The following is a 12,268-nucleotide window of genomic DNA, read 5'->3' as shown; positions in this document are numbered from 1 at the left end:
CGGGCGATCTCAGCCTGCTCGTATAAGGCCGTTGCTGCGGTGCAGCAAGGCGTGCGGCGGCAGGGCTGGCATGCGCCCGGCACGCGGTGGCCGGGAGCGGTTCGGCGGCGGCGATCGTCAGCCGCCGGTGACGCTCATGTGCCGGCGCACGGCGGGGGCCTGACCCGGACGGTCGATCACGAAATCGTGACCCTTGGGCTTGCGGAAGATGGCGTCGTCGAGCGCCGCGTGCAGCCGCTCGTCGCTCTCGGAGGCGCGCAGGGGCGCCCGCAGGTCGGCCGCATCCTCCTGGCCGAGGCACATATAGAGGGTGCCCGTGCAGGTGACGCGCACGCGGTTGCAGCCCTCGCAGAAATTATGCGTCAGCGGCGTGATCAGGCCGAGCCGCCCGCCGGTCTCCTTGATCGCGACATAGCGCGCCGGGCCGCCGGTGCGGAACGCGATGTCCTCCAGCGTCCAGCGTTCGGCGAGGCGGGCGCGCACGGTCGACAGCGGCAGGTACTGGTCGGCGCGCTCCGCCCCGGTCTCGCCGAGCGGCATGACCTCGATCAGCGAGACGTCCATGCCGCGCCCGTGCGCCCATTCGATCAGCGAAGGGATTTCGTGCTCGTTCTCGCCGGCGAGCGCCACGGCGTTCAGCTTGACGTGCAGCCCCGCCTTCTGGGCGGCATCGATGCCCGCGAGCACCTTGGAGAGGTCGCCCCAGCGGGTCAGCGCCCGGAAGCGGTCGGCATCGAGCGTATCGAGCGAGACGTTGATGCGCTTGACGCCGCAGGCCGCGAGGTCGCCGGCGAAACGGGCGAGCTGCGAGCCGTTGGTGGTGAGGGTGAGCTCTTCCAGCGCGCCGGTCTCGAGATGGCGGCCGAGCGAGCGGAACAGGGTCATCACGTCGCGCCGCACCAGCGGCTCCCCGCCGGTCAGCCGCAGCTTCTTCACGCCGCGCGCGACGAAGGCGGAGCACAGCCGGTCGAGTTCCTCGAGCGTCAGAAGTTCCGGCTTGGGCAGGAACGTCATGTGCTCGGCCATGCAGTAGACGCAGCGGAAATCGCAGCGGTCGGTCACGGAGACGCGCAGATAGGTCACCGCACGCCCGAAGGTGTCCACCAGGGGCGGACGGCCGGTGTCCGACTGGATGCGATCGAAGAGGATGTCGTCGCCGTTCCGCACGATGATCTCGCTCCCGCGGGCCATTCTGCATGCCGGCCCATTGTCATACAGTCATAGGGACCGGCCGCCGGGCTGCCAATACGCCGTTTCGTATCGGCCGATCATACATTTCGCTCAAGGATGCGCTTGCGCCGCGCGATCACGTCTTTATGTGGGGAGCAGACAGCTGCGGAGAAGACCCGTGACCGACGCCTGGCCGACCGAGATCCGCCTCCAGAAGGATCGCCGCGCCCTGATCATCGCCTTCGAGGACGGGGCGAGCTTCACCCTGCCGGCGGAATATCTGCGCGTGGAGAGCCCGTCGGCCGAGGTGCAGGGCCATTCGCCGGCCGACCGGCAACTCGTCGCCGGCAAGCGCGAGGTGCGCATCGACGAGGTGATTCCGGTCGGCAATTACGCGGTGCGGCTCGTCTTCGACGATACCCATTCGACGGGCATCTACACGTGGGACGTGTTCCGCACGCTGGGCGAGGAGCAGGACCGGCGCTGGACCGCCTATCTGCAGGAGCTCGCCGCCCGCAACCTTTCGCGCGACCTGGCCGGCGCCGCGCGCCGGCACTGACCGGCGCGATCCCTCCAAACGCGGAAGGACCGGCAAAGCCGACCCTTCGTTTGTCGTGTCGACAGGGGAGGCGCCCGCCTCCCGCCGCGTCAGTTCATCACATAGACCGTCGCGCCGACGTTGACGCGGTTGTAGAGGTCGGTCACGTCCTCGTTGGTCATGCGGAAGCAGCCCGAGGAGACCGCCTGGCCGATCGTCTCCGGCTCGTTGGAGCCGTGGATGCGGTAGAGCGAGGAGCCGAGATACATCGCGCGCGCGCCGAGCGGGTTGTCGATGCCGCCGGGCATGTAGCGCGGCAGGTCGGGCCGGCGCTTCAGCATCTGCGGCGGCGGCGTCCACCCCGGCCACTCGGCCTTGCGGGATATGGTCTTCACGCCGTTCCAGCGGAAACCGTCGCGCCCGACGCCGATGCCGTATTTCAGCGCCGTGCCGTCGCCCTGCACGAGATAGAGCCGGCGCTCGCCGGTGCGGATGACGATGGTGCCCGGCCGGTACTTGCCCTCGAAGGCCACGGTCTGGCGCGGAATCGCCGAGCCGGAATAGCCGGTGCGCGGGCCGTTGCCGAAATTATACGGCCGCCCGAACAGGAAGAAGGTCGAATCGCGCGCCTCGGCCGGCGCACTCGTGCCTGCAAAAGCGCCGAGCCCCATCAGGCCGGCGATCAGCAGGGAAGCAAGGGAAGTGGAACGCATCATCAGCCCCATGGTCGAACGCATGACGCGATCATCGCCCCGGCCGGCTGAATAACCGATGAATTTTTCGCCGCGCGAATGCCGCCTTATCGGTCACATTACGCCACGAAGGCGCCATGAACGAGGCGGGCCCGGATGACGATCGCGTTACGTCAGGTGTAACGGCTCCCCGGCGCGACGCTCACCAGCGCAGATGCTCCTCCAGCCAGTAGCCGACATCGCGGTCGCCGGTGCCGCCATAGGGCATCTTCAGCGCGATGACATAGAGGCTGTCGCGGTTGTCGGTGTGCAGCCGCAGGCGGCTGAAGAGCTCTTCCGCCAGTTCCGTCGTGTCGACGGCGTAGGTCGTGGCGGTCAACTGCGTCCAGGAGGTCTTCTTGATCTCGGCGGTGAGGCCGGCGTGATGAATCTCCCGGCCCAGTTCGAACGTGACGAGATAGACGGCCATTCCCCATCCCCGGTAAGCCTGAACGCTGCTTTCCGCACGCACGTGCCATGCCAGTTGCGGCCGGTGAGACCCGACGCGACGGCATGCCTGAAGGGGAAGCCCTGTCTTTATGGAAGGGTCGATGGTGGGCGATGCAGGGATTGAACCTGCGACCCCTCCCGTGTGAAGGGAGTGCTCTCCCGCTGAGCTAATCGCCCGCCGACCATCGAGGCGGCTGGATGTATCGGCTCGCACCGAGCGGTGTCAAGCGCCCCGCGCGATCAGCGTGCGAGCAGCCGCTCGACCGCGGCCGGCAGAGCGTCGAAATGATCGACCAGTTCGTCGCCGCCGAGCTCGTGCGGCGGCGTCTCGGTATAGCCGAACGGCACCACGATCACCGGCACGCCGGCATTGCGGGCGACGGCGACGTCGGTGGCGCTGTCGCCGACCATGATGGTCCGCCGGATATGCCCGCCCGCCCGCTCCACCGTGCCGATGAGGTGGCCGGCATCCGGCTTGTGGACGGCGAAGGTGTCGGCGCCGGCGATCACCCTGAAGCGGTGGGCGAGGCCGAGTTGCTCGAGCAGGCGCACGGAGAGGAACTCGAGCTTGTTGGTGCACACCGCCAGCACGTGGCCGCGCGCCTCCAGCGCGTCGAGCGCCTCGACGAGGCCCGGGAACGGCCGCGAGGCGTCGGCGATATGCGCCGTGTAGTGATCGAGGAACTGCGCGAACATGCGGTCGATCTGCGCCGGATCGATCGGCAGGCCGGCGGCGGCGACGCCGCGCTCGACCAGGGCGCGCGCGCCGGCGCCGATCATCTTGCGGGTGTCCTCCCGCGGCAGCCGCGCGACGCCCTGCGCTTCCAGCACGACATCGAGCGTGTCGAGCAGATCGGGGGCGGTGTCCACCAGCGTGCCGTCGAGATCGAAGGCGATGACGGCGGGCAGGGGCGGGTCGATCGGGTCGGTGGCGGGCATGGCATCGGCTCCGGCTGGAAGATCGTGCCGCGCGAATATCGCGATGGGCTGCCGTCTTGCCTACAATCCTGCCGCTTTTGCTGTCCAGCGTCCGCGTCCGAAGGCCACACGTGGGCGACGCTGCGTCGTGAGGCGGTTTTTCGAGGGAGTTCTGACGATGACGTGCGTTCGCCGAGGCCTTGCCCGCTTCAGCCTTGCCCCCTTCATCCTGGCGCTGGCCGCCGGCACCCTCGGTGCCGGCGCGCCGGCCCTGGCGCAGGACGCACCGGCGCCGGCGCGTACGCCCGCCTATTCCTTCGCCCCGCCGCCCTCGGCGCAGGCCAACCGGGTCTATTCGGTGAACAGCGCGACCGGGGAAGTGGCGGCCTGCCAGTTCGAACGCCCCGAGGGCAATCCCATCGGCGTGACGAAATGTTTCACCCGCGGCGACGGCGCCGGCCCCCAGAAGGCGGGGGCCTACGAACTGGTGACGACCGGATTTTCCGGCGAGACCGGCGTGTTCCGGGTGAACCGCGACACCGGCGAGATGAGCATCTGCTACGTGCGCAACATGCCGAAGGTGGGCGGGGGCGTCGAGCCGACCGTGGTGTGCACGCCGCCTGCCGGCTAGCGCGCAACGCGGCTGAAACGGCCGAAGGCGCGCCGCCGTGCCGCGCGCCGCGGCGATGCCGGATGCTTTACCCGCCCACCGATCGGCGCTAGAGCCGGTGCGGATCGGCACGGCGACGGCCGATCGGCGACGAGGATCCGGCCGGGCCGGACGCTCGGCCGCCGGTGCCCAACAACAGCAATGCCGCCGGCGCCGCGCGCGACGGCGCATCGGACCAGAGAAACTGTTCATGGCTGACGCCGAGAAACTGAAGCGCGAGGCGGCCGCCGGCGCGCTCGAACTGGTGCGGTCGGGCATGAAGCTCGGCCTCGGCACCGGCTCCACCGCCCGCCATTTCGTCGAGCTGCTCGGCGAGCGGGTCGCGCAGGGGCTGGAAGTGGTCGGCGTGCCGACCTCCGAGGCGACGCGCCGCCAGGCGGAAAGCCTCGGCATCCCGCTCGCCACGCTCGACGAGGCGCCGGTGCTCGATCTGTGCATCGACGGTGCCGACGAGATCGGCCCGGACCTCGCCCTGATCAAGGGCGGCGGCGGCGCCCTGCTGCGCGAGAAGATCGTCGCCTCGGCCGCCGCCGAGATGATCGTGATCGCCGATGCGACCAAGAAGGTCGCGACGCTGGGCGCCTTCCCGCTGCCGATCGAGGTGGTCGATTTCGGCGTCGCGGCCATCCGGCGCGGCATCGAGCGCGCCGCCCGCGCCGCCGGGTGCCAGGGCCTGCTCACGCTGCGGCGCACGCCGGACGGTCATGTTTTCGTCACGGATCAGGGACACGTCATCCTCGACGCCGCCTATGGCGTGATCCGCGATCCCGTCGCGCTGGCCGCCCATCTCGCGGCGGTGCCCGGGGTGGTGGAGCACGGCCTGTTCATCGGTCTCGCCGGCCGGGTGTTCCTGGCGGGCGAGGGCGGCGTTACCGTGCTGGCGCGCCGCTGATCCATTGTCGAGGGAGTTGTTTTCATGACCGTTTCATTCGTTCGCCCGTCCCTCGCCCGGCTGCTGCTGGCCAGCGCTGCCGCCGGCTTCCTGCTCGCCGGCGCTCCCGCGCAGGCACAGCAGCCCGCCGCGGCGCCGGCCGCACAGGAAGTGCCGCCCGCCAAGCTGCAGCTCGCCAAGGACGTGGTCGATGCCAATGGCGAGGCGCGCAGCTTCGACAACATCGTGCCGAACATCCTCGAACAGGCCGCCAACAGCTTCGTGCAGGCCAATCCCGATCTCATCCGCGATCTGCGCGAAGTGGCGGTGGGCCTCGTACCGGAGTTCGAGAAGCGCAAGGGCGAGATCGTCGACATCCTCGCGCGCACCTACGCGGTCAACTTCACCGAGACCGAGCTCAAGGAGATGCTGGCCTTCTACCGCACCCAGACGGGCCGCAAGATGGTCGAGCAGCGCCAGGCGATGGTCGATCAGGGCCTGCGCGGCGTCCAGCAATGGGGCCGCGGCCTCGCCCGCGAGATGGAGGATCGGGTGAGGCAGGAGATGAAGAAGCGCGGCTTCACCATCTGAGCCGCCTCCGTCGAGGCCGCTTGACGCGACCGGCGCGAGCGCCGACATGGAACGGGCCTGAATCAGGGAAACCGCGCCATGACCGCCGACAGCAGCGTCGATCTCTTCGTCATCGGGGGCGGTTCGGGCGGCGTGCGCGCGGCGCGGATCGCCGCCGGTTACGGCGCCCGGGTGCGGCTCGCCGAGGAGTACCGGCTCGGCGGCACCTGCGTGATCCGCGGCTGCGTGCCGAAGAAGCTGCTGGTCTACGCCTCGCGCTTCGCCCATGAGTTCCAGGACGCCGCCGGCTATGGCTGGACCGTCGAGGGCGCCCGTTTCGACTGGCCGACCCTGATCGCCAACAAGGATCGCGAGCTGGACCGGCTGGAGGCGGCCTATGGCCGGACGCTGGCCAATGCCGGGGTCGAGGTGGTCCGCTCCCGCGCCGTGGTCGAGGATCCCCACACCGTGCGCTTGACGGACGGATCCCGCGTCACCGCGGGCACCATCCTCGTCGCCACCGGCGCGCATCCCGTGATGGGGGCGGACATTCCCGGCCGCCACCTCGCCATCAGCTCCAACGAGGCGTTCCATCTCGACCAACTGCCGGCGCGCATCGTCGTGCAGGGCGGCGGCTACATCGCGGTCGAGTTCGCCGCCATCTTTGCAGGCCTCGGCGCACAGGTGACCCTCGTTCATCGCGGCGAGAAGCTGCTGCGCGGTTTCGACGAGGACATACGCGACCATCTCGCCGCCGAGCTGGTGATGGCGGGCGTGAACCTGGCGCTGGGGACCACGATCAGCGCGATCGAGACGGAGGGCGAGGCGCGCTGCGTCCACCTCTCGGACGGTCGCCAGCTCGTGGTCGACCAGGTGATGCTGGCGATCGGCCGTTCGCCCAACACCGCCGGGCTGGGGCTCGAGGCCGCGGGCGTCGCGCTGCGCGCCAATGGCGCGGTGGTGGTGGACGGCGAATCCCGCTCCTGCGTGCCCTCCATCTACGCCGTGGGCGACGTCACCGACCGCGTGAGCCTCACCCCGGTGGCGATCCGCGAGGGGCACGCCTTCGCCGACCGTGTGTTCGGCAAGCGCGCCGCCCATGTCGAATACGACCTCATCCCGACCGCCGTGTTCACCGAGCCGGAAGTCGGCGTGGTGGGGCTGACCGAGGCGGCGGCGCGGGCCAAGGGCCACCGGCTCGACATCTACAAGACCAGCTTCCGCCCGCTCAAGGCGACGATGTCCGGCCGGCAGACGCGCATCTTCATGAAGATGGTGGTCGACCAGGCGAGCGACCGCGTGCTCGGGGTCCATATCGTCGGCGAGGGGGCGGGCGAGATGATCCAGCTCGCCGGCGTCGCCATGACCGCCGGCGCCACCAAGGACATGTTCGACCGCACCGTCGCGCTGCATCCGAGCGCCGCGGAGGAGCTGGTGACGATGCGCACCAAACATGAATCGAGCGACCTGCCAGAGGAGTCGGCGCAGGCCACCCCCGCGATCTGATGAGGGCTGCCGCTCTGGCGCAGGTTGCGCCCTTGGGTGTATAAGGCGCCCCTTTCCGCCGGAAGGTCGGCGGCACGGCACGTGCAGGAGGCAGCAATGGCTGAGCGCTGGACACCCGAAAGCTGGAGGGCCAAGCCCGTACAGCAGGTGCCCGATTATCCCGACGCGGAGGCGCTCGCCTCGGTGGAGCGGCAGCTCGCCTCGTTTCCCCCGCTCGTCTTCGCCGGCGAGGCGCGGCGCCTGAAGAAGCAGCTTGCGAAGGTGGCGAACGGCGAGGCCTTCCTGCTGCAGGGCGGCGACTGCGCCGAGAGCTTCGCCGAGCACACGGCCGACAACATCCGCGATTTCTTCCGCGTCTTCCTGCAGATGGCGGTGGTGCTGACCTATGCCGGCGCCTCGCCGGTGGTGAAGGTCGGGCGCATCGCCGGCCAGTTCGCCAAGCCGCGCTCGGCGCCGATGGAGAAGGTCGGCGATGTCGAGCTGCCGTCCTATCGCGGCGACATCGTCAACGACATCGAGTTCACGCCGGCCGCGCGCATCCCCGATCCGCGCCGGCAGCTCGAGGCCTATCGCCAGTCCGCGGCGACGCTGAACCTCTTGCGCGCCTTCGCGAACGGCGGTTACGCGAGCCTCGGCAACGCGCACACCTGGATGCTGGGCTTCATCAAGGACTCACCCCAGTCCGGCCGCTACCAGGCGCTGGCCGACCGTATCACCGAGGCGCTCGACTTCATGCGCGCCATCGGCATCGATCCGGAAAACCACCCGGAGATGCGGGTTACCGAGTTCTTCACCTCGCACGAGGCGCTGCTGCTCGGCTACGAGCAGGCGCTGACCCGCGTCGATTCGACCTCCGGCGACTGGTACGCCACCTCCGGCCACATGATCTGGATCGGCGACCGCACCCGTCAGGCGGACCACGCCCATATCGAGTATTGCCGCGGCGTGAAGAACCCGCTCGGCCTGAAGTGCGGCCCCTCCAGCCGGCCGGACGACCTGCTGCGTCTGATCGACCTGCTGAACCCGGACAACGAGCCCGGCCGCCTGACCCTGATCGGCCGCTTCGGCGCCGACAAGGTCGGCGATCATCTGCCGGCGCTGGTGCGGACGGTGCAGCGCGAGGGGCGTTCGGTGGTGTGGTCGTGCGATCCCATGCACGGCAACACCATCAAGGCCGGTTCGGGCTACAAGACCCGGCCGTTCGACCAGATCCTCAAGGAGGTGAAGGACTTCTTCGCCGTCCACGCGGCCGAGGGCACCTATGCCGGCGGCGTGCATCTGGAGATGACCGGCAAGAACGTCACCGAGTGCACCGGCGGCGCCCGCGCCATCTCGGACGCGGACCTGAAGGACCGCTACCACACCTATTGCGACCCGCGCCTCAACGCCGAGCAGGCCATCGAGATGGCCTTCCTCGTCGCCGAGCTGCTGAAGCAGGAGCGCGCCGGCCGCGCCCGCCCGGTGACCGAAGCCGCCGAGTGAGCGCGCCAGCGCATACGGATTGAGCGCACGGGGCGGCCTCTGGCGGCCCCGTTCTGCATTTCGGGCACCCGTCGTCGGCGTCCCATCGCAGGGTCCGCCGGATCGCCCCGCTCGGCATCGCCTTTCGCCGCGCCGCCCGCTACGAATGGACGGCACCAGCGGGAGGGATGAATGAGCGCGGAAATCCTGATCGTCGGCGCCGGCCCGGTCGGGCTCGCGCTGGCCTGCGAACTGGCGCGGCACGGCGTGCGGCCGCGCATCATCGATCGGCGGACCGAGCCGCTGCCGTTCTGCCGCGCCATCGGTGTCACCCCGCGCACGCTGGAAGTCTATGACGACATGGGTCTGGCGCGCGAGATGATCGACGCCGGGCTGTTCCTCACCGGGGTGCGCAGCTCGGTTCCCGGTAAGCCGCCCGTCGACCGCGCGCCGGATCTCGCCGACCTGCCGTTCTCCCAGCTCGGCGTGCCACAACCCGAGACCGAGCGCGTGCTGGCCGGACGCCTCGCCGCGCTGGGCATTACGGTCGAGCGCGGCGTGACGCTCACCGGCCTCGACCAGGACGCCGGCGGCGCCCGGGTGACGCTCGAAGGCTCGGGCGGCGGCGGGCCGACACGGTTCCGCTACGTCGTCGGCTGCGACGGCGCCCACAGCGCGGTGCGGCGGCTCTCCGGCATCGCGTTCGAGGGCGAGACCTGGCCGTTCGACTTCATGCTCGGCGATGTCGCCATCGACTGGGGCGCCGAGCCGCTCGCGCGCGGGCTCGCCCGCTTCGCCGTGGTGCCGGCCGAGGACGCGCCGCCGGACATCTTCGTCGCCATCCCCCTGCCGGAACGCGGCCGCTACCGCGTCTCGATGCGCGCGCCCGAGCGGCTCGCCGCCCCCGCGGGCAGTGGCACCGACCACGGCATCCAGTCCGACCGGCCCGACGCGACACTGGCCGATCTGCAGGAGGTCGCCGACCGGCTGCTGTCGCCGCCGGTCCGCCTGTCCGATCCGCGCTGGACCTCGATCTTCCGCATCAGCATGCGGCTCGCCGCGCGCTACCGGGTCGGCAACGCCTTCATCGCCGGCGACGCGGCGCACGTCCACCCGCCCACCGGCGGGCAGGGCATGAACACCGGCATACAGGACGCCTACAACCTCGCCTGGAAGCTGGCGCTGGTGGTGAAGGGGCAGGCGGCGCCGGCGCTGCTCGACAGCTACGAGGCCGAGCGCCAGCCGGTTGCGCTCGAGGTGATCAACCGTACCGTCGAGGCGAGCGTGAATTTCGGCAAGCGGGTCGCGCAGGACCGGCTCGCCGACACGCAGATCCTCGTCGGCTACCGCGGCGGCCCGCTCGCCGCCGGGGCCGAGGGGGACGGCGTGCGGGCCGGCGACCGCATGCCCGACGCGCAGGGGCTGCGCCGCTTCGGCATCGGCTTCCCGCTGCGCCTGCACGAGGTGCTGCGCGGCACCGCGCCGGTGCTGCTGCTGGCGGGCGGCGATCCCGCGATGGCGGAAGCTGCCGCCGCCCGGCTCGGCGCGCGCTGGCCCGGCCTCGTCCGCGTGGTCGCCCTGGTCGGCGGCGAGGCGGCGATGGAGGAGCCGCCCGGCGTCGAGCTGCTCTACGACGCGGCCGGCATGTCGGCCGCCGCGCTCGGGCCGCTCGACGGCGGCGCCTTTCTGGTGCGGCCCGACAACTATGTCGGGCTGCGGCAGAAGCGGTTCGATCCGGACGCCGTCCTCGCCTGGCTCGCCGGCACGCTCGGCCTCATCTGAGCGCTACCAGCCCTCCAGCACGATCTTGCCGATGGCGCGGCCGCTTTCCAGCGTCGCATGCGCGCGCTTGAGGTTGGCCGCGTTGATCGTCCCGTAATGGGCGCCCAGCGTGGTGCGCAGCGTGCCGGCGTCGACCAGCTTCGCCACTTCGTTCAGCAGGTCGTGCTGCGCGCTCATGTCGGGCGTGGTGAACATCGAGCGGGTGAACATGAACTCCCAGTGCAGCGAGGCGCTCTTGGGCTTGAGCGGCATGACGTCAAGGCTGGCGGGGTCGTCGATCAGCGCGATCCGCCCCTGCGGCTTCACCGCCTTGACGATCTCGCCCCAGTGCGTGTCGGTGGCGGTGAGGCTGTAGACGTAGTCGACCTCGCCGATGCCCGCCTTCGCCAGTTCCTCGCTCAGCGGATTGCGGTGGTCGATGACGACATGCGCACCGAGCGCGCTCGCCCAGTCCCGGCTCTCGGGGCGCGAGGCGGTGCCGATGACGGTGAGGCCGGTGAGCTGGCGGGCGAACTGGACGACGAGCGAGCCGACCCCGCCCGCCGCGCCGACGATCAGCAGGCTGCGACCCTCGCCCTTGCCCACGGCGAGCCGGTCGAACAGGCCCTCCCACGCGGTGATGGCGGTCAGCGGCAGCGCCGCCGCCTCTGCGGAGCCGAGCGAGGCGGGCTTGGCGCCGACGATGCGCTCGTCGACGAGATGGTATTCCGCATTGGTGCCCGCCCGCGTCAGGCTGCCGGCGTAGAAGACGGCATCGCCCGGGTTGAACAGGCTCACCTCGCTGCCGACGGCCTCCACCGTGCCGGCGGCGTCCCAGCCGAGGATGACCGGCGCCTCGGCCGTTCCCTGCCGGCGCCGGCGCACCTTGGTGTCGACCGGGTTGACCGAGATCGCCTCGACCTTGACCAGCAGGTCGCGCGGGCCCGGCACGGGCTTCGGCGCCTCGAAATCGAACAGTGAACGCGCCTCGCCGATGGGCAGGGAATCGCTATAGCCGACGGCCTTCATGACGGGGGTCTCCTCACCGATGGATCACATGGTGCCAATGTCGGCCGGCGGGCGAATTCCGCAAGACGGCACAATTCGGTCGGCAGCTATCGTAAATGAAACCGTCTTCCACCCGCCGCGCCGGCCACCTATCTTGTGCGCGGCGGTGGCAGGCGGAGGCGCAAGGCATGGCGAAGCGTCACGAGAGCTATGAGTGCAGCGTCGGCTGCCCGGTGGAAGCGACGCTCGAGATCATCGGGGCCAAGTGGAAGGGCGCGACGCTTTTCCACCTGCTCGACGGCGAGCTGCGCTTCAGCGAATTGCGCCGCCACATGTCCAACGTCACGCCGCGCATCCTCGCCAAGGCGCTGCGGGAGCTGGAGGCGGACGGGGTGATCGCCCGCCGCGTCTACCCCACCGTGCCGCCGCAGGTCGGATACGTGCTCACCGCCGAGGGCGAGGCACTGCGTCCCGCGGTGCTGGCGATGGCGGCCTGGGGACGCCGGCGCACCGGGGCGCTCGCCCTCGCGGCGGCGGAATGAGCGCCATGCGTTCGCCGGCCGCGTGCGGGCGTGCGTCCGTGATTGCGGCACGGCCGCGCCCTCGCTAAATCA

General features: G+C 70.4%; 13 protein-coding genes and 1 tRNA gene. 8 read left to right on the top strand and 6 right to left on the bottom strand.

From position 1 onward, the window contains the following. Nucleotides 1-117: 117 nt before the first annotated feature. The gene (gene moaA / locus ACEUEL_RS11090) at nt 118-1,191 is read right to left on the bottom strand and encodes a GTP 3',8-cyclase MoaA (protein ID WP_405704817.1); all 1,074 of its coding nucleotides are present in this window, start codon (nt 1,189-1,191) and stop codon (nt 118-120) included. A gap of 157 nt (nt 1,192-1,348) precedes the next feature. On the opposite strand from moaA, the gene ACEUEL_RS11085 reads away from it, so the two are divergent. Then, entirely contained in the window at nt 1,349-1,729 is a 381-nt protein-coding gene (locus tag ACEUEL_RS11085; protein ID WP_405704814.1) for a gamma-butyrobetaine hydroxylase-like domain-containing protein, read from the top strand. Nucleotides 1,730-1,818: 89 nt separating this feature from the next. Here ACEUEL_RS11085 and ACEUEL_RS11080 read toward each other — a convergent pair whose 3' ends face one another. From ACEUEL_RS11080 to gph, 4 genes are all read right to left on the bottom strand, one after another. Next, complete coding sequence (locus tag ACEUEL_RS11080; RefSeq protein WP_405704811.1) at nt 1,819-2,445, bottom strand: L,D-transpeptidase; 627 nt, start codon at nt 2,443-2,445, stop codon at nt 1,819-1,821. A gap of 157 nt (nt 2,446-2,602) precedes the next feature. Continuing rightward, a complete protein-coding gene (locus tag ACEUEL_RS11075; RefSeq protein WP_405704809.1) occupies nt 2,603-2,869 on the bottom strand; it encodes a hypothetical protein in 267 nt (88 codons plus the stop codon). A gap of 122 nt (nt 2,870-2,991) precedes the next feature. After that, a tRNA-Val gene (locus tag ACEUEL_RS11070) sits at nt 2,992-3,066 on the bottom strand. A gap of 63 nt (nt 3,067-3,129) precedes the next feature. Next, the gene (gph, locus tag ACEUEL_RS11065; RefSeq protein WP_405704807.1) at nt 3,130-3,828 is read right to left on the bottom strand and encodes a phosphoglycolate phosphatase; all 699 of its coding nucleotides are present in this window, start codon (nt 3,826-3,828) and stop codon (nt 3,130-3,132) included. A gap of 157 nt (nt 3,829-3,985) precedes the next feature. On the opposite strand from gph, the gene ACEUEL_RS11060 reads away from it, so the two are divergent. The 6 genes from ACEUEL_RS11060 to ACEUEL_RS11035 all read left to right on the top strand — a co-directional run bounded on the left by ACEUEL_RS11060 (nt 3,986) and on the right by ACEUEL_RS11035 (nt 10,667). Next, the gene (locus ACEUEL_RS11060; protein WP_405704804.1) at nt 3,986-4,438 is read left to right on the top strand and encodes a hypothetical protein; all 453 of its coding nucleotides are present in this window, start codon (nt 3,986-3,988) and stop codon (nt 4,436-4,438) included. 229 nt (nt 4,439-4,667) lie between these two features. Further along, nucleotides 4,668-5,369 carry a ribose-5-phosphate isomerase RpiA gene (gene rpiA, locus ACEUEL_RS11055; RefSeq protein WP_405704802.1) on the top strand — a complete coding sequence of 234 codons (702 nt, stop codon included), beginning with the start codon at nt 4,668-4,670 and terminating at the stop codon, nt 5,367-5,369. Nucleotides 5,370-5,393: 24 nt separating this feature from the next. Beyond that, a complete protein-coding gene (locus ACEUEL_RS11050; RefSeq protein ID WP_405704799.1) occupies nt 5,394-5,939 on the top strand; it encodes a DUF2059 domain-containing protein in 546 nt (181 codons plus the stop codon). A 78-nt stretch (nt 5,940-6,017) separates the two neighbouring features. Beyond that, nucleotides 6,018-7,424 (top strand): glutathione-disulfide reductase, encoded by a 1,407-nt coding sequence (gor, locus tag ACEUEL_RS11045; RefSeq protein WP_405704796.1) that lies wholly within the window; start codon nt 6,018-6,020, stop codon nt 7,422-7,424. Nucleotides 7,425-7,520: 96 nt separating this feature from the next. Beyond that, entirely contained in the window at nt 7,521-8,906 is a 1,386-nt protein-coding gene (locus ACEUEL_RS11040; protein WP_405704793.1) for a class II 3-deoxy-7-phosphoheptulonate synthase, read from the top strand. A gap of 171 nt (nt 8,907-9,077) precedes the next feature. Further along, a complete protein-coding gene (locus ACEUEL_RS11035) occupies nt 9,078-10,667 on the top strand; it encodes an FAD-dependent monooxygenase (RefSeq protein WP_405704790.1) in 1,590 nt (529 codons plus the stop codon). 3 nt (nt 10,668-10,670) lie between these two features. On the opposite strand, the gene ACEUEL_RS11030 is transcribed toward ACEUEL_RS11035, so the two are convergent. Beyond that, a complete protein-coding gene (locus tag ACEUEL_RS11030; RefSeq protein WP_405704787.1) occupies nt 10,671-11,675 on the bottom strand; it encodes a zinc-binding alcohol dehydrogenase family protein in 1,005 nt (334 codons plus the stop codon). 167 nt (nt 11,676-11,842) lie between these two features. On the opposite strand from ACEUEL_RS11030, the gene ACEUEL_RS11025 reads away from it, so the two are divergent. Further along, nucleotides 11,843-12,196 carry a winged helix-turn-helix transcriptional regulator gene (locus ACEUEL_RS11025; protein ID WP_405704785.1) on the top strand — a complete coding sequence of 118 codons (354 nt, stop codon included), beginning with the start codon at nt 11,843-11,845 and terminating at the stop codon, nt 12,194-12,196. Nucleotides 12,197-12,268 lie beyond the last annotated feature (72 nt).

The sequence above is a fragment of the Ancylobacter terrae genome, from assembly GCF_045108345.1.
Lineage (GTDB): Bacteria > Pseudomonadota > Alphaproteobacteria > Rhizobiales > Xanthobacteraceae > Ancylobacter.
The sequence above is the reverse complement of the archived record's forward strand: the minus strand, read 5'-3'. Positions and strand labels throughout refer to the sequence as shown.